This window comes from Asticcacaulis solisilvae (assembly GCF_017875235.1).
GTDB classification, from domain to species: domain Bacteria; phylum Pseudomonadota; class Alphaproteobacteria; order Caulobacterales; family Caulobacteraceae; genus Asticcacaulis; species Asticcacaulis solisilvae_A.
Map to the genome: position 1 here is coordinate 43,688 of NZ_JAGGMI010000005.1, position 22,377 is coordinate 66,064.

Genomic DNA, 22,377 nt, shown 5'->3' on the forward strand with positions numbered 1-22,377 from the left:
ATGGGACTTGAAAAAGGTTAATGGCCCCCCATGTAGCCAAATATGGCAAAATCACGGCCACGCAAGGAGTGGGAAATGGCGGATATCGACAACACTTTCCCAGAGGCAGAGCTCGCATATCGGGACATCCACGAGCCTGACTGGCTTCTTCAGCATATTGTCGGTATCGCAAACCGTGTGGCAGCGGGTCCAGACGTTACCCTGCAGATTGGCGGCCATTTCATCACTGGCTCGATAATTGGCGCGAAAGAGTACGTCGAGAAACTTGCTATCCAGCTGGGTAGCAGCAATTTCAAAGACCACTCAGGACAAATTGATGCAGAGGACGAGCAAGAACTCGCGAACCAGTATGCGAAGCTGTTGCTGGTTCCGTTGGAAGCGAAATACCTCCCGCAAGGCGATAAAGAGACCAGTTCTGTGCAGGAGGACGACGACACAACGATCGCCTTTATTCACCTTAAGAACATAGCCATTGGCAACGCGATTGGCAGCCTCAGAGAGGTCAACGACATCGTCTGGAGGGGCCGCCTGTCCGCTATAACCGGGTTCTATTTCGGACGGACGACAGCTCAATAAATTCAATGCGTTTTAATCGCGGCTTGAGCCTTCTATGAATTCAATATGCCAAAGGCGGCCAGGGGATACCCCAGCCGCCTCATTGACTAGTGAGGCCAGCATATGCCGATCAACACTAGGACGAAACCGTATGTCCATCGTAAAATGGCGGCCGCGTCCACGTTGATGTGCACGTTGACGTTCACTGAAGGGCTTGGCTTCTTCATAAATGAATACCCAAGGCCACGTCGCGACGCAGCCTAAAAGGTTGCGTGTTTCGCGTGGGTGAACGGATTACCCTTCCGTTCCCAATAAGGCCCGCTCTCCCCTGCGGCCGCAGGCTGAAGCAGTTCGCCAAGAGCTAGTCCGCACAGTCGCTTAACGTCATCCCCATGGAATACGTCAGAACGGTATTGTGAGGCGAGGCGCGTAAGCGAACCGGGCTGGTAGCTAATCAGTTGTCCGTCGCTCCACCTAAGTACTTTGGCCGGAATATAGCCTCATGTCCAGTCACATCACTCATAAAGAGCCAACGTGTGCCGTGGTCTATGACCGCCTGGCGTCCGCGAACATAAAATGCCTGCATGGTATTCCGCACTCAGGATGACGCTGTCCACTACTGGACATCTGAAGTTTTTTATAAAGAGACAGGCCCAACCCCGTCAGTCATGCAGTGCCAGGTCCATCCACACCATGTCCGTCTGCCCGCTCTTCAGGCAGTGCAGGCCCGAGTTCGGCTTGTTGAACGGATCCGGCATATGGTTGACCGGCTCGGCGCAGAAAATCTCAGGATCGTGTGTCGGCGCGAAAATATGCAGCCAGTGGCAGTTCGGCGAGGCCCGCAAGGTATGGGTCAGCCGGTCGCCTTCGAAGATCTCGGCCTTGCCCTTGAAGCCGGTGTAGCAATTGTCGATGGTGATATCGTGCGTCACGACATCGCCGTGCGTCCAATCCTTCTTGACCACACCTGCATGCCAGTTGCGCGGCAAGGTCTGGTCATCGACCAGCCACACGCCATCGACGCTGGCCTTCAGGCGCGTCTGGGGCGTGCGATTGAAATAGGGGTGAAAACCCAGCCCCGCCGGCATCGTCCCGCGCGCCAGATTCCTGACGGTCAGGAAGCAGCGCACGCCACCGGGGCGCAGTTCATAGACGACAGTCGCTTCATAGTCCCATGGCCAGGCATCCGGCTGATGGCGATAGGACAGCACTGCCCGCGTCGGAGAGGTCTCTACGACCGTCCAGGCGGTCTTCCAGCCATGACCATGCAGGGGGTGAGGACTGTCGCCGAAATTGGCCGGCAGTTGCACCTTGCGCCCTTCGGCGACGAAGGCGCCGTCGCGCAGCCGGTTGCACCAGGGCACCAAAGGAAAATTGGCGGTCATCAGCGCATCGGTCTGACCGTCCTGCGTCGGCCGCAGGGCATCCCTGCCCTTGTGTGTAAAGCGCCACATCGCCCCGGCAACCGCCGGATTGATGTCTAGCACTGTGTCTCCCGCCGTGAGACGTAGCATGGTTCATTCCCCGCTGGCATTTTTTATCGTTGAAACAGCAGCGGGGGCCCGTCGAGGAGCCCCCGCTGTTTACGCATACATGGGAACGCTTACGACTTCTTCCAGAGGCTTTCGATGGCTTCCAGGGTCTTGCCTTTTGTTTCCGGCACGAACTTCCAGACGAACAGCGCCGCCAGGATCGAGAAGATGCCATACATATAGTAGGCCGCACCGTGATTGAAGATTTCATTGAGCTTGGTGTCGCCGTCGATGATCAGGAACGACCACGTGACGACAAAGTTCGAAATCCACTGGGCGGCGACGGCGATGGCCATGGCCGGCCCCTTGATCGAGTTCGGAAACAGTTCCGACAGCATGACCCACACGACCGGGCCCCACGACAGGGCGAAGCCGGCGACGTACAGCATGGCGGCGGCCAGCAGGCCGATACCCTGGCTGTGCGTCTGGAACAGGAAGCCCATGGCGATCATGGCCGCGGCCATGATCAAACCACCCAGGATCAGCAGCGGCTTACGGCCCCAGCTATCGACGGTGAAGGTCGCGACCAGGGTGAACAGGACGTTCGTCGCCATGACGATGACGGTCTGCAGGAAGGCTGTGTCCGAATCCAGGCCGATATTCTTGAACATGATGTTCGAGTAGTAGAGCACGGCGTTGATGCCGACGAACTGCTGAAAGACCGACAGCAGGATGCCTACAATAATGACGCCGGCGCCGAACGAGAACAGCTTGCCAGAGTGCTCGGTCAGGGTGCCCTTGATTTCGGTGATCGTGGCTTCAGTTTCCTGAGCGTCGTTGAGGCTCAGCAGCACCTTGCGAGCCTTTTCCTCATGGCCCTTGATGACGTACCAGCGCGGCGTGTCCGGCATCATGAAGGCGGCCAGGAAGAACAGCGCCGCCGGCAGGGCACATGAGGCCAGCATGTAGCGCCAACCCGTGGCGTGCAGCCAGCTTTCGTCACCGCCACCCATGCGCTGGATGTACAGGTTGACAACCGCGACCAGCAGGATACCGCCGACGATGGCCAGTTGCTGGAAGGTCACCAGCAGGCCGCGTTGCTTGGCCGGCGCAATTTCAGCGATATAGAGCGGTGAGATCAGCGACGCCATGCCGATGGCCACGCCGCCGATGAAGCGGTAGACCATGAAGGGGTTGAGCGCGTCGACGCCCATGCCGCCGATCGGCGCCAGGCCAAGTTCCGGATAGCCGGACAGGATCGACGACACGAAAAACAGGAAGGCGGCAACCAGCATGCCGACGCGGCGGCCGAGCGCCGTCGCCAGAGGACCGGCGATCAGCGAACCGACGACGCAGCCCAGCAGCGCCATGCCGGTCGCCCAGCCGAACAGGTTGTTGCGCTCAAGCTCCGTGAGCGCGGTACGCGGATCGATGAAATTGTGCTTGATGGACTCGACCGCGCCGTTGATGACGGCGGTGTCGTAACCGAACAACAGGCCGCCCAGCGCAGCGCCGATGGCGAGCCCCATGACAAGACCCATGTTCACAGACTTTGCTGTGGCTGACATGATATGACATTCTCCCTAATGTGCGGGCTTTTGCCCACGCGATATTCCCTGGTCTCTGCGGTCCGGTGCTTGGACGCACCTGTTTAACCGCTTAACGAAAGCTTAACCCCAAGGCAGGTTTTCAGCAAGCCCCGGAAAACCAAAACCCCTATAAAACATAAAGAGTTAACGGCAAAAACGGTCTTATATTACCGCAAAATTGTTAACGGTAACAATAAAAGAGGGATGTCGCGTCGCAACATCCCTCGAAGCGTTTAGTGATTGTGACGCGGAAGCTTCTCGGAAATCTTCGTATATTTCAACGCGGGTTCCATGACGGCGCCAGTGTGCAGCTGCGAAACCGTGGCGCGGTAAATCTCCTGCCACGGAGTCATCGACTCCGGCACGGCCGGAATGCCGTCTTTTTTGCGTTCCGCGATAACGCTATCATCGACCAGGGCGTTACAGGCGCCGGTATTGAGGTCGATGCGGATCACATCCCCCGTCCGCAGCCAGGCCAGGCCCCCACCCGCCGCGCTTTCCGGCGAAGCATTCAGGATAGACGGCGAATCGGACGTGCCCGACTGGCGGCCGTCGCCCAGGGTCGGCAGCGAGGTGATGCCCGCCTTCAGCAGTGCCGCCGGCGGCTGCATGTTGACGACTTCGGCCGACCCCGGCCAACCGATCGGGCCGGAGCCACGAATGACCAGGATGGTGTTCTCATCGATGCCCAGTGACGGATCGTCGATGCGCTCGTGATAATCGGTCGAACCGTCGAAGACGACCGCGCGGCATTCGAGGATGTTTTCCTGGCCAGGGCGCGACAGGTAGCGGTCGCGGAATTCCCTGGAGATCACGCTGGTCTTCATGATGGCGAAGTCGAACAGGTTGCCCTTGAGCACCATGAAGCCGGCGCGCTCCATGATCGGTTCGGCCACCGTGCGGATCATTTCGCGATCCTTGGTCTCCTTGCCCTTGATGTTGTCGCCGATCGTCTTGCCGGTAACGGTCAGGGCATTGGTCTCGATCTTATTGGCGACGGCCAGTTCGTGCAGAATGGCGGGGACGCCGCCGGCGCGGTGGAAGCGCTCGCCGAGATACTTACCCGACGGCTGCATGTTGAGGATCAGCGGCAGGTCGTGTGCGGCCATCCAGTCGGCATCGGTGATCTCGACGCCGGCGTGGCGCGCCATGGCGACGATGTGCGGCTGGGCGTTGGTCGATCCGCCGATGGCGGCGACGGCGGCGATGGCGTTCAGGAAGGACGCCTTGGTCAGGATCTTTGAGGGTTTGAGGTCCTCATAGGCCATTTCGACGATGCGGCGGCCGGTCTCATAGGCCATCTGGCCGCGTTCGCGGTACGGCGCCGGAATGGCCGAGCAACCCGGCAGCGACAGACCCATGGCTTCGGCGACCGCGTTCATGGTCGAGGCGGTGCCCATGGTGTTGCAGTGGCCGGCCGACGGCGCCGACGAGGTGGCCGCCTCGAAAAACTCTTCCTCGGTGATCTGACCGGCGGCAAGCGCCCGGCGCGAACGCCAGATGACCGTGCCGGAGCCGACGAGGTCGCCATTGTGATAGCCGTCGAGCATCGGCCCGCCGCTCAAGACAATGGCCGGGATGTCGACCGCGGTCGCCGCCATGATGCCGGCCGGCGTGGTCTTGTCGCAGCCGGTCGTCAGCACGACGGCATCGAGCGGATAGCCGTGCAGGATCTCGATCAGCGTCATCATCGACAGGTTGCGGTCGATGGCGGCGGTCGGACGACGGCAGTTTTCGAAGATCGGGTGGACCGGGAATTCCATGCAGATGCCGCCGGCGGCGACGATGCCGTCACGGGCGCGCTTGGCCAGTTCCAGGTGGATGCGGTTGCACGGCGCAATGTCGCTGCCCGACTGGGCGAAACCGATGATCGGCTTGCCCGAGCGCAGTTCGGCCGGCGTGATGCCGTAGTTCATGAAGCGTTCGAGATAGAGCGCGGCCAGGTCGATATGGCCAGGGGCTTCGAACCATTCCTGCGACCGGAAACGGCCGTTCGGCGTGGCAGGCCGGCGCGCGGCCGCCTTTTCGGAAAATTCAGACATGTTGGATCTCATTCTGGGGCTGACCGGGGATATCGACGTCGAAACGGAAGAGCCCTCCCGCCAGCGGCTGTTTTTTCAGCTCTTCCGGCGACAACCCCTTGGCGGCGGTCGTGGCATAGACAGTCTTCAGGTCCGGACCGCCGAAGGCGATCTTGGTGACATTGGAAACGGGGAAGCGGACGCGACGCAGCAAACGGCCATCAGGCGCATAGCAGTTGACGCCCCAGCCGAAGAACAGCGCGTTCCAGACATTGCCGGCGCTGTCGACAACGGGCCCGTCCATATAGCCCTGGCCGTGGTCCTTCTGGGTCGCCTGTTCATTGGCGTAGCAGACGGGGCTGGCGCTTTCCGGCGGCAGCGGCTGGTCGAGCTGGGCGAAGACGCGCTTGTTCGACAGATGGCCGTCATGGCTGAGGTCGAAGGCGTAGATGACCTTCTTCAGCGTGTCGTTGTGATAGAGGGTCTTGCCGTCGGGGCTGACGGCCGGGCCATTGGTGATGACGTAGTCGTCGTCCATGACCTTCAGGCCGCGCGCGTCATAGCGGTAGAGCTTGCCGTGCGGATGGTTCTCATCGTCATCCATCGAACCGAACCACAGGCGGCCGTGATGATCGACATAGCCATCGTTGAGCCGATTGTTGGGGAGGCCCGGCTCGACGTGCGTCAGCAGTTCGAAATGGCCCTGGCGGTTATTGCCCTGCGGATCGAAATCGAAGAGGCCGGTCTTGCAGCCGACGATAAAGCCGCCGCGCTGTTTCGGTGCGACGAAGCCGCAAGGCGACGGGGCGTGGAAGACCTGATGCGAGCCGATATTGACGTCATAGCGATAGACGCGCGACGACTTGATGTCGACGAACCAGATGGCGTGGTCCTTGCGCGACCAGACGGGACCTTCGCCAAGCGTGGCCTTGAGGTCCCAGACACAGGTTGGTTCGAACAACTGGCTCATTCCGCGTCCCTGTTTTCTTCTTGTATGGCCCCGCCCACCATTGGCTCCGCCAATGGTCCTTCGCTTGTGAAAGCTATACTTTCCCTGCGCTCACCCCATGAATGGGGAGGGCGAAATTCGTTCTTACCGGGAGACCACTTCGGCTACCGCCAGCCGGCGTCGATCCAGTAGCCGTGACCGGTGCACAGTTCGGCATCGTCCGACGCCAGGAACAGGGCCAGGCCAGCGACGTGCTTGGGCTCAATACGGCCCGGCAGGCACTGGGCTTCGACGATCTGGCGCTCGCCTTCCGGCGTGTACCACTTCATCTGGCGCGGCGTCTTGACATTGCCCGGGATGATGGTGGTGACGCGGATATTGTCGGGGCCCAGTTCGCGGGCCAAGGCGCGCGTCATGCCTTCGATGCCGGCCTTGGCCGTCTCGTACAGGACCAGGTCCGGCAGGCCGAGGTGCCACGAGATTGACCCGAAGTTGATGATGGCGCCGCCGCCATTGGCCTTCATGCCCGGCGCCACGGCCTTGGCGCAGAACAGCAGGTGCTTGAGGTTCACCGCGATGCGGTTGTCGAAATAGGCCTCGGTGACGTCGCCAAGTGAGTGGCGGTCGTCATTGGCGGCGTTGTTCAACAGGATGTCGACGGTGCCGATCTGAGCCAGGGTGCGTTCCAGCGCCGGAATGTCGGTCAGGTCGCACTTGTAGAAGGTGGCGGCGCCGGCCGGCAACTGCTCGGAAATGGTGTCGGCCAGATCGATGAAGGACACTTGCGCGCCCTGTTTTACGAAGGCTTCGACAAGGCCCGCGCCGATGCCGGAGCCCCCGCCGGTGATAAGCACCTTGCGTCCCTTGAGGCTCGGATAGATGGCAGATGACATAGACTTATACTCTTCCCTTTGGGTTTGCGCCCTGGTTTATGCTGTTTTTGCGTTATGACGCCAAGGCTTGCGCGCGGCTGGTGTTTTTTGCGTTTAAAAGTCCGCGTTCACTGAGGTTTTGCATCAGGTCGGCTATGCCGAAGGTCCATTCGCGGGCGTCCTTCGAGAAGACGACGCGATTTTCCAGGCAGCCGAGCTTAGGCGACGACACCTTGACGACGTCGCCGACCTTATGGGTAAAGCCGCGGCCCGGGACGTCGCGGTCCTGGGTCGGCGCGAACAGCGTGCCCAGCATCAGGACGAAGCCGTCCGGATAGTGGTGCTCGCTCATCGCCTGGCGGATCAACTCCAGCGGGTCGCGGCTGATCTGGGTCATGGTCGAACGGCCGACCAGTTCATAGCCTTCCGGTCCGTCGATCTTCAGGTCCAGTTCGGCGCTGCGGACGTCCTCGATGGTGAAGCCGTCGTCGAACATGCGGATGAACGGCCCCAAGGCACACGAGGCATTGTTGTCCTTGGCCTTGCCGAGCAGCAGCGCCGAGCGGCCTTCGAAGCAGCGCAGGTTGACGTCGTTGCCGAGCATGGCGCCGACCGCCTGGCCCTTGGGCGTCACGACCATGACGACTTCCGGCTCGGGGTTGTTCCAGGTCGAGTCGGAACGGACGCCGACCTCCTCGCCCCAGCCGACGCTCGACAGGACCGGCGACTTGGTGAAGACCTCGGCGTCGGGGCCGATGGCAACTTCGAGATATTGCGACCACAGGCCGTCGGCGATCAGGGCTTCCTTCAGCTTGGCCGATTCCGCCGAGCCCGGCTTGACCGAACGGATGTCCGAGCCGACGCGTTCCGCCAAGGCGTTGCGGATATCCTGGGCCTTGTTGGAATCGCCGCGGGCGCGTTCCTCGATGACGCGCTCGACGGCCGAAACGGCGAAGGTCACGCCTGCGGCCTTGACGCATTGCAGATCGATCGGCGACAGCAGCTGGTCACCCTTGCGGCCGCCTTCCCAGGTCTTGCCGAAGGTGAAGTCCTCAAGCTTGCCCAGCGACTTGCCGCCCGACGGTACACCGGTGTCCGGCCAGGCCTTCAGCAGTTGCGATACGGTCGGCGCCACCGTGCTCATGTCGAACACTTCGCCGTTCTTCACCAGGATGGGAGTCGGACCAGCTTCAGTCTGCAGGCGCCCGACCAGGGTCGCCGACTGCCAGTCTTGAGGTAAGAAGTTCGTCATAACACAATCTCCGCGCCGAATTCGCGCACCGAAACCTATAGGATGGCTATTGGGTGGCCGTAGGAATTTACCGCATCGTCGCGGCCTCCACGGAAGTTACCGCTACCTTCCCCAAAACCCTTATTTTGTTAGCGCTACCAAATCACGCAGCGCGAAGACGATGTCAAGCTAATACGAAAATCGAAACACAAATTCTACGCTTAACTGTCCGAGATGGCGCCGCCACTGCTGGTAAAGGTCGAGGACTGGCGCTCGATCAGGGCGAAATCCCTCACCTCGCGCACCGGTTCGAACTCGCGGCCCAGACGGCGCGACCGGATCTGTTCCAGCAGCAGCCGGACGCTGGCCGCCGCCATGTCGGCGATCGGCTGGCGCACCGTCGTCAGTTCCGGCCAGACCGAAGACGCCATGGCCGTATCGTCGAACCCGACGATCGTCAGCTGGTCCGGCACGTCCAGACCCATACGGTGGGCGGTCGCCACGGCACCGGCGGCCATGTCGTCATTGCTGGCGAAGATGGCGGTCGGGCGCTGCTTGTGGCTCAGGATTCGTTCGGCCGCGTCGAAACCCGAACGATAGGTGAAATAGCCCTGGGCGATCAGGTGCGGCTCAGCCGTCAGCCCGGCCTTGGCCATGGCCGATAGGAAGCCGTCGAAGCGCAACTGGCTGGCATAGGCGTTGGGATGGCCCTTGATGAAGCCGATGTCACGGTGGCCCAGTTCGATCAGCCGGCGCGTCATAGCAAAGGCCGCCTTGTGGTCGTCGATCGACACGGCGCAGATGTCGGTCGCCGGACGCGCCGCCGCCACGCCGACGAAAGGCAGGTTCATGTCCTGCAGCGTCTTGGCGACGCGCGTCGAATCAGACAGGGGCGGCGACAGAATAACGCCGTCGCAGCCGTTGTTCTTGAGCTTCTCAAGCGCCGCGGCAGCGCCTTCGGGGCCATCGCACGACTCGATGAGGAGTTGGGTGCCGGCCTGCGAGCTTTCGCCGAGGATCCCCAGCAGGAACTCGCTCAGGAAGGCCACCGACGGGTTGGAGTAAAGCAGGCCGACGCGCGCCGCGTCCTGGGTCGCCAGCGACCGCGCCGCTAGGTTCGGGGAGTAGTTGAGCGCCTCGACACTGGCCAAGACCTTGGCGCGGGTCTCCTCGCGCACGTTCTTTTCGCCGTTGATAACGCGCGATACCGTCATGGGCGATACGCCGACATGCCGCGCGACATCATGGATTGTCACGATATTGCCACCGCGGCGGCCGACCTTACGCGCCAAGCTCAGTCCCTTTTTTATCGAAATGGTCCGGTAGAATCGTCCGGACACTTATGATTCAAGGGGAACATCCATAAACTGCTCCGTTACAATTGGCAAATTCATAGCTTATTCGCGCGAAGTTCGCGGGCAAAAATCTTTTAATTGGCAAAAGTACCGCGACGTGGTGAGTATGTAAAACCTCACAAAAGCGCTTGCCAAGTCGGCCACGGTTTGCCGATATCAGCGCACAACAACAAAACGGAGGCGGAGATGAAACGGCTTGGATTCAAGGGATGGCTTTGCGCATTGACAGCGCTTACCGCCGCAAGCACCGCGCAGGCGGCGCCTGAGTTCGCCAAGGTATTCAGCGACCACGCCGTCCTGCAGCGCGACGTGCCGTTGAAAATCTGGGGCCAGGCCGCGCCTTCGCAAGCCGTGGAGGTCAAGCTAAACGGTAATAACGGCACGACGCGCAGTGCCAATGCGACGGCCGGCGCCGATGGCAGGTGGACGGCGATCCTGGACGCGCTTCCGACAGGCGGTACCTATACGCTGACCGCCACCGACAGCAGCGGCGCCAAGACCCTCAGCGACATCCTGGTTGGTGACGTCCTGATGTGCGGCGGCCAGTCGAACATGCAGTTCCCGGAACGCCTGTCGACCGGCGCCTGGGGCGACATCGGCAACTCGGCCAATGACAGCTTGCGCTTCATGATCGTTCAGACCAACACGCAACCCGCGCCCCTGGCCGATATCGGCAAGCCGACCCAGTGGCAGGTCGTCGGCCCCGACACGGTCGGCGAAGCTTCGGCCGTCTGCTATCATATGGCCAAGGCGATCCAGAAGGAACACAATGTTCCGATCGGCATGATCAACTCCTTCTGGGGCGGCACGACGATCCAGAGCTGGATCAGTCCGGCATCCTTGCGCACCCTGCCGAAATATACCGCCGGGCTCGACACCCTGGCGCTGCTGGCCAGCGATCCCGCCAAGGCCAGGGCCCAGCAGGTCAAGGCGGATGAAGCGTGGTGGGATGCGCACGACAAGACGAACAAGGCCAATCGCGCCTTCATCGCGCCCGCCTTCGACGACAGCAAGTGGGCAACGCTCACCGCCGACAGCGGCTGGAAGGATGCGGGCATCGCCGAGCTGAAAAGCTTCGACGGCGTCACCTGGCTCCGCACCACCGTCACCCTGACCGCCGAACAGGCGAAAGCCGCCAACCAGTTGCAACTGGGCCCGATCGACACCTACGACTCGACCTGGGTCAACGGCACCTGGGTCGGCAGCACCGGCATTTCGTGGATGTGGCGCGACTATTCCGTCCCGACGGGCGTCTTCAAGGCCGGCGCCAACACCATCGTCATCCGCGCGCTCGGCGGCGGAGGCCTGAGCGGCCGGGCCGCCAACCGATACGTCAAAACCAGCGACGGCCAGGCCATTCCTGTGCCCGCGACCTGGAAGTACAAGACCGGCATGGCCGCCAAGGGCCTCAGCATCCCGGCCGCGCCGTGGTCGGTGCCGACCAGCCTGTCGACCTTGCACAACGCCATGATCGCGCCGCTCAGCGGTTACCGAGTGAAACTTGCCGCCTGGTACCAGGGTGAAGCCAATACAGGCGAGGCCGGCGAATACCAGGCCCTGCTGGCCCTGCTCATGAAAGACTGGCGCAAGACTTTCGACGATCCGCAGATGCCCTTCTTCGTCGCGCAGCTGTCGGCCTTCGGTGATGTCGCCACCAAGCCGGTCCAGTCGAGCTGGGCCGAGCTGCGTGAAGCCCAGCGCCTGGCGGTCAATGCCGATCCGCGCGCGGGCCTGGCGGTGACCGTCGATTTCGGCGACCGCACCGACATCCACCCGACGCAGAAGGTCGTGGTCGGCCAGCGCCTGGCGCGCAACGCCCGCGCCATCGCCTATGGCGACACTGTCTCCAACGGCGGCCCCGATGCCGTCAGCGCCACACGTTCGGGCAGCGACCTGATCGTCACCTTCCGCAACACCAACGGCGGCTTGCGCACCTACAGCTCCGACGTCGCCATCGGCTTCGAAGCCTGCAAGGACGGCGCCTGCCGCTACGTCACGGCCAGGCCGCAAGGCGACACGATCGTGCTTTCCGGCGCGGCCGACGCCACTTCGGTGCGCTATGCCTGGGCGGACTCGCCCTATGTCAACCTCTACAGCGCCGACGACCTGCCCGCCGGGCCGTTCCAGCTGGACGTGAAGTGATGCGGCGCCGGGCCCTTCTTGCAGCGGGTTTAAGCCTACCGTTCGCCGCGGCGTGCGGCCCTTCCGTCGCGCAAGGCGGGCTTACCCTGCCCGACATGCCGCTGCACGATCCGTGGATCGTCGCCGACAAGGCGTCAGGCACCTACTATCTCTATACCTCGAATATCGGCCGCATCAGCGGTGAGGCCGGTATCGGCGTCATGGCCTATACCAGCAAGGACCTGCGAAACTGGCAGAAGGCAAAACGCGTCTTCGCCCTGCCGCAAGGCATTTGGGCCAATGCCGGCTGCTGGGCGCCGGAAGTTCACGAATGGAAGGGCCGCCACTACCTGTTCGTCACCGTCCATAACGACGCCCTGCCGCTGCCCGGCAATGGCAACGGCTCGGGCGAGAAGCTGATCCGCCGCAGCACGATCCTGGCTGTATCCGACAGCCTGGACGGGCCATTCACCGTCGTGCGCGATGCCGAGCCCGTCGTCTCAAAAGACCTGATGACGCTCGACGGCACGCTTTATGTCGACACGTCCGGCCAGCCGTGGATGGTCTACGCCCACGAATGGATCCAGACGCGCATCGGCACAATGGAAGCCGTACCGCTCGACGACGACCTGAAGGCCAAGGGCCCGCCCATTCTCCTCTTCAAGGGCTCGGATTCGCCCGACGCCACGCCACAGCGCGAAACCGGCTCGGTCGTCACCGATGGTCCGGAGCTCTATCACACCGGCGACGGCAGCCTAGTCATGCTGTGGTCGAGCTGGGGCGCCGACGGCTATATCCAGACCCAGGCGGTCTCGACCAGCGGCAAGCTGGAAGGCCCGTGGAAGCAACTGCCGCACATGCTGGGCAAGGGCTCGGGCCACGGCATGGTGTTCACGACCTTCGACGACCGCCGGATGCTGATCGTCCATCGCCCGTTTAAGAACGCACGCGGCAAGCTTTACGACATCGACGACAGCGGAGACCGCATCGTCGTTGTCTCGCCGCGCCCGGATCTCGATTTCGACCCGGCCCCGCTCTATCCCAATCCCCTGATCGCGAAATAAGGACCTGATCATGCGCCCTTCCCGCCGCCAGCTTATCGGTTCCGCCGCAGCCTTAGGCGCCATTCCAGCCGTCCCGGCTGAGGCTGCGCCCGCCCCCTTCAAGGCCAACTGGGACTCTTTGGCCGCCGGCTACCGGACGCCCGAATGGTTCCGTGACGCCAAGCTGGGCCTGTGGGCGCACTGGGGGCCGCAATGCGTGCCCGAGCATGGCGACTGGTACGGCCGCCAGATGTACATCCAGGGCAACCATTTCTACGATCACCACCTCAAGACCTACGGCCATCCGGCGCAGTTCGGCTTCATGGAGTTCCTCAAGGACTGGAAGGCCGAAAAGTTCGATCCGGACGGCCTGGTCAACCTCTATAAATCGGTGGGCGCGAAATACTTCGTCGCCATGGCCAACCACCACGACAATTTCGACCTCTATAACTCCAAGTACCAGAACTGGAACTCGGTCAATATCGGTCCCAAGCGCGACATCTGCGGCGACTTCGAAAAGGCCGCGCGCAAGCATGGCCTGAAGTTCGGCCTGTCGAATCACGCCGCCCATGCCTGGCACTGGTGGCAGACCGCCTACGGCTATGATCCCGAAGGTCCGGTCAAGGGCTTGCGCTATGACGCCGCCCGCCTGACCAAGGCCGACGGCAAGGGCAAGTGGTGGGAGGGCTACGACCCGCAGGAACTGTACACCGGCCCGTTCGGCGACATGCCGCCAAAGGATGGCATTACCTCCATCGCCGCCATGCAGGATCACATAAACAAGACGTCGGGTCAGTGGCTGGAGACAGTGCCCCCCAACGGGCAGTACTACGCGAAGAAGTGGCTGTTGCGCCAGAATGACATGGTCGACCGCTACAAGCCCGACCTGGTCTATTTCGACGACACCGCCCTGCCGCTGGAACAGTACGGCCTCGACGCCGCCAGCTACTATTATAACCAAAGCCTGAAGTGGCATGGCGACATCCAGGTCGTCGCCACCGGCAAGCAGCTCAACGACCTGCAGCGCCGCGCCATTACCGAGGACATCGAACGCGGCTTCTCCGACCGGCTGCGGCCAATCCCGTGGCAGACCTGCACCTGCCTCGGCAACTGGCACTATGACCGCGGCCTCTATGAGCGTGGCGGCTATAAGCCCGCCAAGCAGGTCATACAGCGCCTTTGCGATATCGTCGCCAAGAACGGCAACATGCTGCTGAGTGTGCCGGTGCGCGGCAATGGCGAGATTGACGAGAAGGAAGTCGCCATCCTCAACGGCATGAAGGCGTGGCTGGACGTCAATGGCGACGCCATCTTTGCCACGCGGCCGTGGGACATATACGGCGAAGGCCCGGTCAAGCCTGCCGAAGGCCATATGCAGGAGGGCGCCGCCAAGCCTTTCACCCACGAAGACATCCGCTTTACGACGAAAGGCGGCGCCCTCTATGCCATTGCCATGGAATGGCCGGAAAGCGGCTTCCTCAACATCCGCGCGATGGCCGAAGGCTCACCGCAACGCAAGGGCACGGTCGAGCGCGTCGAAGTGCTGGGCCACGGCGAGCCGCTGCGCTTCGAGCTGGGAATGGACGGCCTGGCGGTCAAGCTGCCCGAAGCACGCCCGGCCTTTACACCGGCGCTGAAAATCAGCGGTGCGGGTTTGGTGTAAGCGGTGTAAGGTGCGCGCAACACCAAGCGATATACCAAAAAGTGTCTGCGGTTTTTGGCTTAATATCGCGACAAGTCAAAAAGCCGAGGGAGCGCGCACCATGACCAAATCAATATTGATATTCAGTGCTGGCCTAGCTGCCATAGCGCTTGTCCAATGTTCGCCGAAGGCCGATGCGCCCGCTGCTTCGGCGGCGCCGGCCGCTGTCGGCTACAGCTATGACATCGCGCTCAGCTTCACGCCGGAGGCAATCGAAAAGATCAAGGCGCGCGGCAGTCAGATGGAGATCTCCGCCCTCTATTATGGCAATGCCCGGCCGTCGACCGTGCAACTGGCCGATCCCAAGGACGGCACGATCCATCTCAATACCGACACGCTGCAGGTCGAGGCGAAAGACCAGACCGTGCATATGACCGGGGCCGGCGCGCAAACCGAGAACCTGCAGCACATCACCGGTCAGAAGCCACTGGTCCTGATCAATATCTACTCGACCAAGGCCGGCAAGAAGGATGGCCTGATCGGCTGCGGCGTCTTCCAGGACTATGTCGAAAGCGCCCAGGCCAAACCCGTCGCCATTCATTGCGACCTGAAATAACGAACGGTTAGAACCGGATCGGCCAGTCGCGGATGATGATGTTCTGCGCCTTGGCCGCAGCCATGACATCCGGACGCTTCTTCAAGGCGGCGACGGCGGCATTGAGTGCCTTGCTGCGCTCCGAGTAGGCGATCGGCGGCTTACCGTTCTGCAGGGTGATAATGGTCTCATCCCTGGACGAAGGTGTGTTGATGTGGGCTATCAACGCCTTGGCCGCGCCTTCGGTATCGCCCGCACAGAGATAGATCTTGGGATCGGTCAGTCCGGACGGCGTCGTCGCCATGGACAGCGACACGTCATAACGCATGGTGTCTTTCAGATAGCCGTAGGCACACCCCTGCACCGCCGCCAGCCGGCGCTTCTGGCCTTCATCGAGTTGGGTGAAGTCGATATTCGACTCCAGCGCCAGAGCCTCCTGGTCACGGCCGAGACCGATCAGGAAGTCCATATAGGACATCGTGAACGTAAATGTGCCGGCGCCTTTCATGACCTTGGCGCCCTCCTTGTAGAGTGTCAGGGCTTCTTCCGTCTTGCCGAGTTCGGTGAGGAGAAGCGCCTTGTCGCGGATCAGGTTGGGATAGGTGTTCGGCGCCTTGAACTTTTCCAGGCCATTGACGCGGATCAGTTGCAGGACGCCGTTCAACTGGACAAGGGCGAGCTGCTGCTCATCGGCCGTACGCTGCAGAAGGATCAGGTAGCGCAACCCCGGCAGGTCGGTCGGTGTATTGGCGATATAGGTCTGGACGTCCTGGATCTGCTGGCGCAGCACCGGCATCACGTAGGCGGGAGGGACGTTCGCGTCGCTGATGGCGCCGTCGCCCTGGCTGATCGGATAGATGAGCGCATTGTCGGCGATGTCGGCGCGGAACAGATCGGCCAGGACCTTGTCGTCGGCCTTGACCGCCGTGCGCAGGCCGTCCAGGCGCAGGAAGTCGATGACCAGCCGCCCCGATGGATCGCGAATCTGCCAGCCGGCGCGTTGCAGCCCGGCCAGGAGTTCCCGGCGGCGCTCCAGCTTGACGGTCAGCAGCGTGCCCATGACCGTCATGTCGGTCAGCTTGTAGGCCGTCGCGGAAAAGCGTGTCACGGCCTCGGCCAGGACAGTGGCCGCCGCGTCCGTTTGCCTGGAGCTCAGGAGCAGGAAGATGCGCAAATCGTAGCTGGCGACCGTCGCGCCGGGATGTTTCAGGCTTTCCTCTGACAGGGCCAGCGCCGCCGGCATGCCCTTCAGCGCGATGGTGCAAATGATGCGCTGGAAGCGGAACTTTTCGGCCAGGTCCGGATCGCTCTTCAGCAGTTCCGGGTCGTTCCATAGCTGTTCGAGGATCGGCAGGGCTTCGTCGCACTTGCCGGCCTGCATGGCGGCGGTCGCCTGCATGATGTTGAGCGCGGTATTGGGGCTGGCCGCGGGGGCCGTGGCCGGCGCGATCGTGGCCGTATCGGCGCGCGCGGGTGCCGCAGCAGCGGCGCACAGGCCCAATACCAGCAGGCCTACCGGTCCAAAACGCCGCAACGCCAAAATCATGAAAAGCCCCCACCATCCATCGTTTAACAAGCGTTAACCGAAAGATGGCGGGGCGGCAAGCATCGACGCCTGCCAGGGTCAAGCAAATCGCGCCGCTGCGGCAAATTTGTCTTATCCAGGACGTGCTTACGGTTTCAGGGCCGGTTCCCAGACAAAGCCCTCGCCCTTGACCTTGATGGTGCCGACGCCGGGATAGGGGAAGTGCGGCGAGAAGACCAGTTGGCCGCTCTTGGCCAGGCTGCTTAGCAGTTCCTTGCGGCTGTCGCGCGCGGTCGGCTTGTCGCCGTCGAACTGGATGAACCATTCCGGCTTGGCCAGCGAGATGATCGACGAATGCGCGCTGTCGCCGATGGCCAGCAGGCTGTCCTTGCCCGAGGTGATCTCATAAGCCGAGTGTCCAGGCGTATGCCCCTTGACCTCGACCGCCTTGACGCTTGGCGATATCTGCGCGCCGGGCGCGAAGGTTTCGACCTGGGGTATGATGGCGGCAACGATGGCGTCGGCGCGACCGCCGGCCTTTATCGCCTCCCATTCGGCAGCCGTCATACGCACCTTGGCGTTCTTGAAAGCAGGCGTGCCATCGGCATTGATCAGCCCGCCGATATGGTCACCATGGCCGTGGGAGATCAGGACGTCGGTGATCTGGTCCGGCGTAACACCGGCGTATTTCAGGCTTTCGATCAGCTTGCCGCCCTTGGGGCCGACGCCGGTGTCGATCAGGATCAGGCGGCCGCCGTCCTTGACCAGCAGCGCATCGACGCTGAGCGTAATCTTGTCGGTGGGTGCACCGGCGTCCTTGAGGACCGTCGTGACGGCATCAACACCGGCATCGAGGCCGAAGACCTTGGCATCATTGGGCATGACGAACTGCGTGTCGTGCAGCGAAACCAGTTCCAGATCGCCGACCTTAAAAGTCTTGGCGGCGATTTCCGGAATGGCCGGCTCGGCGGCACAGGCCGCGCCCGCTGCGAGGATGGAGGCAAACACAGATGCAAAGCCAATACGCAACGCCGTTTTCATATCGTGACCTTTCGGATGCCCTAGCGGAACGTGTCTAGCACTGCGGACAGCGGCGGGCCAGTCCTGGTTCTTAATGTTATGGGGTGTGGGGTCCGCGACCCCACAGACTTACTGATATCAAAAGAAAAGCCTGACCTTTTAGGGCCAGGCTTTTCTTTTGATTTTAAAGGCCTTGGCGCCGCAGGCCCCAAACCTCGTAAATTTAAGAGTCGAGGAATGACCGCAGCTTCCGCGACCGCGACGGGTGCTTCAGCTTGCGCAGCGCCTTCGCCTCGATCTGACGGATCCGTTCGCGCGTCACCGAGAACTGCTGGCCGACTTCTTCCAGCGTGTGGTCGGTGTTCATGCCGATACCGAAGCGCATCCGCAGCACCCGCTCTTCACGCGGCGTCAGGGACGCCAGCACGCGCGTGGTGGTTTCACGCAGGTTCGACTGGATGGCCGCATCGATCGGCAGCACCGCGTTCTTGTCCTCGATGAAGTCGCCGAGGTGCGAATCCTCTTCATCGCCAATCGGCGTTTCGAGCGAGATCGGTTCCTTGGCGATCTTCAGGACCTTGCGCACCTTTTCCAGCGGCATGGCCAGCTTTTCGGCCAGCTCTTCCGGCGTCGGCTCGCGGCCGATTTCGTGCAGCATCTGGCGCGAGGTGCGGACGATCTTGTTGATCGTCTCGATCATGTGGACCGGGATACGGATGGTCCGCGCCTGGTCGGCGATCGAGCGCGTGATCGCCTGACGAATCCACCAGGTCGCATAGGTCGAGAACTTGTAACCACGACGGTACTCGAACTTGTCGACCGCCTTCATCAGGCCGATATTGCCTTCCTGGATGAGGTCCAGGAACTGCAGGCCGCGGTTGGTGTACTTCTTGGCGATCGAGATGACGAGGCGCAGGTTGGCTTCGACCATTTCGGTCTTGGCCTGACGGGCCTCGCGTTCGCCCTTCTGCACCGTCTGGACGATGCGACGGAAGTCGTCGACCGCCACGCCCATATCGGTCGCCAGTTGCGTGACATCGCCACGGATGCGCGCAATGGCGCCCGAGTCGTTGTCGATGAACTTCTGCCAGCGCACGCCCATGTCGCGCACCTTGTCGCCCCACTGCGGGTCCAGTTCGCGCGAATAGTAGGCGGTCAGGAACTCGGTCCGCGAAATGCCGTAGGAGTCCGCCAGACGCAGCAGACGGCCTTCCAGCGACATCAGGCGCTTGTTGATGGCATAAAGCTGCTCGACCAGGGCTTCGATCCGCTGGTTGTTGAGCTTCAGGGTCTTGAGGTGGCGCGTGATGGTCGAGGTGACCTCCTCGTGCGCCGCCTTGTCGGCCGGATCGACGGGCTGGCCTTCCAGCTTGGCGCCAAGGATCTTGTCCTGTACGCGGCGGTAGGTCTCGAACTCGCCGGCAATGGCGTCCAGCGTCGCCATGACACCTTCGCGCAGTTCCGATTCCATGGCCGAGACGGACGGACCGGCGCCATCGTCGAAGTCGTCCTCTTCCTCCTCTTCGGCGGCTTCGGGCTTCTTCTCTTCCTCGTCCATCGGGACGTAGTCGTCGTCATCGTCTTCGTCGTCGCCCGACTTCTTCTTCGGCTCGGGCTTCTTCGCCTCGGGCTTGGGCTCAGGCTTAGGTTCCGACTTGGGCTCAGGCTTCGGTTCGGGCGCCTTGACGACCGGCGCGGGCGCACGCAGCGCGATCACGCCGTCACCTGCGTCTTCTTCTTCACCGTCTTCGCCGAGCGCACCCGGAGGCGGACCTTCCGACGGACCACCGCCATAGGTGCCTTCCAGGTCGATGATTTCACGCAGCAGGATGCGGCCGGAGCCCAGTTCCTCGCGCCACACCATGATGGCTTCGAAGGTCAGGGCCGACTCGCACAGGCCGCGGATCATGGTGTCGCGACCGGCCTCGATGCGCTTGGCGATGGCGATTTCGCCTTCGCGCGACAAAAGCTCGACCGACCCCATTTCGCGCAGGTACATGCGCACAGGATCGTCGGTGCGGTCATAGGCCGACGTCTTGCCGGTTTCGGCCAGCGCGCCCGCTTCCTCGCGCACGGCGACCTCGGTCGACTCGCTGGCCTCTTCTTCGGACTCGATGACGTTGACGCCCATCTCGGTGAGCATGGCCAGCGTGTCTTCGATCTGTTCCGAAGTAAACTCTTCAGATGGCAGGACCTTGTTCAGCTCGTCCATAGTGACGTAGCCGCGCGCCTTGGCCGCCTTGATGAACTTCTTGACCGCGGAATCGGTCAGATCGAGCAATGGGCCGTCGGACGGCGTATCCGCTTCGGGTTTCTCGGTCGTGGTACTCATTGGCCGGCACCCTTCATATTTAAAAGCATATAGCTCTCCGCAACTCGACCCGCTTCCCGGCTGGGTCTCCGGACTTTAAGTCCGGTTTGGTGTGTTATGGCGGGAGTATCGTCAACGAAGCCTTAAAAGGGCGACGTGACGGTCATGTCACACCTAATGCCCTAAGCTTTTGTTGCACTGTCCTGCCAGATATGTCCGCTTCGCAAGGACCGCCGCAAGGAATCGCGCTCCAGCTTCAGCCGTGAAAAAAATTCTGTTCCAACCTGTTCCTTGGCAGAATTAAGAGCACGATCCAACGCCGTCAAACGCGAGACCGCGTTGAACGCCTGTATCCAGCGGGCGTGGGCATGCGCGAGTTCGGTGTCCGGTGCGAGGAATGGCGCGCCTGCTTTGATGGCCGCCTTTTGGATCTCGCTCAGCAATGCGCCAAGTCCTTGCCTGTGCAAATGGCGAGTAAGATTCTCTCTGTCAAGCCCCTCGTGACGAAAAGTTAATGCGACGAGATTGCGCGCCAGCCCGTCCAGGGCCGGATCGCCCAGGCCATAGGCTTCAAGGCCTTCGACCTGGTCATGCATCCAGTCGGGATTGTCGATCAAACCTTGCGCCAGCGCCGCCGCGATCGGATCGATCGAAACGGTCAGGTTCTGCGCCGCCGCGCGCGCCTCGGGCATGGCCGGCTGGTTCTTGGGATCAGGTTTGCCGCCCGTCCATTTTCCGCCACGGCGTATGTCCGGCCGGTATTCCGGATAGGGCGTCTCATTACGCCTGGGCGCGAACATGTCATCGAACTTCGCCAGTAGGTCGCGGCGATAGGTATCGGCGAGGTCCTTGTCCTCGATCTGCTGCGCCAGCGCCCGCAGGCGCTTCTTCAGGCCCGCCTTGCGTTCCGGCGTATCGAGCGGCTCGGCCTCGGCCTCGCGGGTGAACAGCACGTCGACGAACGGCTTGGTATGGCCGATCTGGTCGCGCAGGACCAGGGCGCCTTTTTCTCGCAGGATTTCGTCGGGATCCTTGCCGCCTTCGAGGAAGCAGACCTTGAACGACTTGCCGGGCTTGAGCTTCGGCAGCGCCCGATCCAGGGCGCGATAGGCGGCGCGCAGGCCCGCCTTGTCGCCGTCGAAACAAAGCGTCGGCTCCGGGTGGCGGCGCCACAGGATATCGATCTGTTCTTCGGTCAGGGCGGTGCCGAGCGGCGCCACGGCGGCGATCTTGGCGCGCTGGCAGGCAATGGCGTCCATATAGCCTTCGACGACGACCAGTTCCTCGTGCGTTTCTTCCGCACCAAGCAGTTTCAGCGCCTTGGGAAGGCCGAACAGCATGCTGCCCTTGTGAAACAGCGGCGTTTCCGGACCGTTGAGATACTTGGCCTTCTCATCGGGGTTGAGCGCCCGGCCGCCAAAGCTGACCACATGGCCGCGCTGGTCTTCGATCGGGAACATGAGCCGGTCGCGGAAACGGTCATAGGGCGCCTTGCCATCGACCTCGATGAGAAGACCGCATTCGACCAGTTCGGAGACCTTGGCGCCTTTCTGCACCAGGGCGTCCTTAAGCGCCTGGTGATCGCGCGGCGAATAGCCGAGGCCGAAGGTGACGATGTCATCCTGCGACAGACCGCGTTTCTTGAGATAGTCGCGCGCCGCCTGCGCCGCCGGCGTCTTGTCCTGGAGCCGGGCAACAAACCACTTCTGCGCCAGTTCCATCCAGTCGCTTAATCCGCGGCGCTTCTGCTCGGCGGCGACGGCCTGGGGCGTGACGGCCGGCAAGGCCATGCCGGCCTCGGCCGCCAGCTTCTCGACTGCCTCGTTGAAGCTGAGGCGCTCGGTTTCCTGGACGAAGGAAATGATGTCGCCATTCTTGCCGGACGAAAAGTCGAAGAATTGCCCCTTCTGGTCGTTGACGTAGAAGGACGGCGTCTTCTCCTTGGTGAAGGGCGACAGGCCGACCCATTCCTTGCCGTTGCGGCGCAGCTTGACGCTCTTGCCTATGACGTCGGACGGACGCAGGCGGGTCTTCAGCTCATCAAGAAAATGGTCATCAAAACGCACCGGCTTAATA

The 22,377-nt window shown here is 62.1% G+C and carries 16 protein-coding genes; 5 read left to right on the forward strand and 11 right to left on the reverse strand.

Features of this window, described 5'->3' with window-relative positions; translation table 11 throughout:
- Positions 1 to 75 precede the first annotated feature (75 nt).
- The gene (locus tag J2X24_RS10000) at positions 76 to 576 is read left to right on the forward strand and encodes a hypothetical protein (RefSeq protein WP_209720463.1); all 501 of its coding nucleotides are present in this window, start codon (positions 76 to 78) and stop codon (positions 574 to 576) included.
- A gap of 641 nt (positions 577 to 1,217) precedes the next feature.
- Here the strand turns inward: J2X24_RS10000 and J2X24_RS10005 are convergent.
- The 7 genes from J2X24_RS10005 to J2X24_RS10035 form a co-directional block, all read right to left on the reverse strand.
- Positions 1,218 to 2,069, reverse strand: coding sequence for an aldose 1-epimerase (locus J2X24_RS10005; protein WP_209720466.1), 852 nt, complete (start codon positions 2,067 to 2,069; stop codon positions 1,218 to 1,220).
- 89 nt (positions 2,070 to 2,158) lie between these two features.
- A complete protein-coding gene (locus tag J2X24_RS10010; RefSeq protein ID WP_209720468.1) occupies positions 2,159 to 3,595 on the reverse strand; it encodes a sugar porter family MFS transporter in 1,437 nt (478 codons plus the stop codon).
- Positions 3,596 to 3,849: 254 nt separating this feature from the next.
- The gene (locus J2X24_RS10015) at positions 3,850 to 5,658 is read right to left on the reverse strand and encodes an IlvD/Edd family dehydratase (protein WP_209720471.1); all 1,809 of its coding nucleotides are present in this window, start codon (positions 5,656 to 5,658) and stop codon (positions 3,850 to 3,852) included.
- Positions 5,651 to 6,607, reverse strand: coding sequence for an SMP-30/gluconolactonase/LRE family protein (locus tag J2X24_RS10020; protein ID WP_209720473.1), 957 nt, complete (start codon positions 6,605 to 6,607; stop codon positions 5,651 to 5,653). Before J2X24_RS10020 ends, J2X24_RS10015 begins: the two co-directional genes overlap by 8 nt.
- A gap of 143 nt (positions 6,608 to 6,750) precedes the next feature.
- The gene (gene xylB, locus J2X24_RS10025; protein ID WP_209720475.1) at positions 6,751 to 7,479 is read right to left on the reverse strand and encodes a D-xylose 1-dehydrogenase; all 729 of its coding nucleotides are present in this window, start codon (positions 7,477 to 7,479) and stop codon (positions 6,751 to 6,753) included.
- A 52-nt stretch (positions 7,480 to 7,531) separates the two neighbouring features.
- Complete coding sequence (locus J2X24_RS10030) at positions 7,532 to 8,710, reverse strand: fumarylacetoacetate hydrolase family protein (RefSeq protein ID WP_209720477.1); 1,179 nt, start codon at positions 8,708 to 8,710, stop codon at positions 7,532 to 7,534.
- Between the two features lie 200 nt (positions 8,711 to 8,910).
- Positions 8,911 to 9,981 (reverse strand): LacI family DNA-binding transcriptional regulator, encoded by a 1,071-nt coding sequence (locus tag J2X24_RS10035; RefSeq protein ID WP_209720480.1) that lies wholly within the window; start codon positions 9,979 to 9,981, stop codon positions 8,911 to 8,913.
- A 249-nt stretch (positions 9,982 to 10,230) separates the two neighbouring features.
- Between J2X24_RS10035 and J2X24_RS10040 the strand changes: the two genes are divergently transcribed.
- The 4 genes from J2X24_RS10040 to J2X24_RS10055 all read left to right on the forward strand — a co-directional run bounded on the left by J2X24_RS10040 (position 10,231) and on the right by J2X24_RS10055 (position 15,466).
- Complete coding sequence (locus J2X24_RS10040; protein WP_209720483.1) at positions 10,231 to 12,186, forward strand: sialate O-acetylesterase; 1,956 nt, start codon at positions 10,231 to 10,233, stop codon at positions 12,184 to 12,186.
- Complete coding sequence (locus tag J2X24_RS10045) at positions 12,186 to 13,229, forward strand: glycoside hydrolase family 43 protein (protein WP_209720486.1); 1,044 nt, start codon at positions 12,186 to 12,188, stop codon at positions 13,227 to 13,229. The genes J2X24_RS10040 and J2X24_RS10045 overlap by 1 nt, the downstream gene beginning before the upstream one ends.
- A gap of 10 nt (positions 13,230 to 13,239) precedes the next feature.
- On the forward strand, positions 13,240 to 14,871 hold the full coding sequence (locus J2X24_RS10050) for an alpha-L-fucosidase (protein ID WP_209720490.1): 1,632 nt from the start codon (positions 13,240 to 13,242) through the stop codon (positions 14,869 to 14,871).
- A 100-nt stretch (positions 14,872 to 14,971) separates the two neighbouring features.
- The gene (locus J2X24_RS10055; RefSeq protein WP_209720493.1) at positions 14,972 to 15,466 is read left to right on the forward strand and encodes a hypothetical protein; all 495 of its coding nucleotides are present in this window, start codon (positions 14,972 to 14,974) and stop codon (positions 15,464 to 15,466) included.
- A 7-nt stretch (positions 15,467 to 15,473) separates the two neighbouring features.
- Here the strand turns inward: J2X24_RS10055 and J2X24_RS10060 are convergent, their stop codons facing one another.
- From J2X24_RS10060 to dnaG, 4 genes are all read right to left on the reverse strand, one after another.
- A complete protein-coding gene (locus tag J2X24_RS10060; protein ID WP_209720496.1) occupies positions 15,474 to 16,991 on the reverse strand; it encodes a hypothetical protein in 1,518 nt (505 codons plus the stop codon).
- 126 nt (positions 16,992 to 17,117) lie between these two features.
- Positions 17,118 to 18,011: an MBL fold metallo-hydrolase gene (locus J2X24_RS10065; RefSeq protein ID WP_209720499.1), complete on the reverse strand. Its 894-nt coding sequence runs from the start codon at positions 18,009 to 18,011 to the stop codon at positions 17,118 to 17,120.
- Between the two features lie 202 nt (positions 18,012 to 18,213).
- Positions 18,214 to 20,322, reverse strand: a complete 2,109-nt coding sequence (gene rpoD, locus J2X24_RS10070; RefSeq protein WP_209720502.1) for an RNA polymerase sigma factor RpoD — start codon at positions 20,320 to 20,322, stop codon at positions 18,214 to 18,216.
- Between the two features lie 161 nt (positions 20,323 to 20,483).
- Positions 20,484 to 22,367: a DNA primase gene (gene dnaG / locus J2X24_RS10075; protein ID WP_209720505.1), complete on the reverse strand. Its 1,884-nt coding sequence runs from the start codon at positions 22,365 to 22,367 to the stop codon at positions 20,484 to 20,486.
- Positions 22,368 to 22,377: the final 10 nt, after the last annotated feature.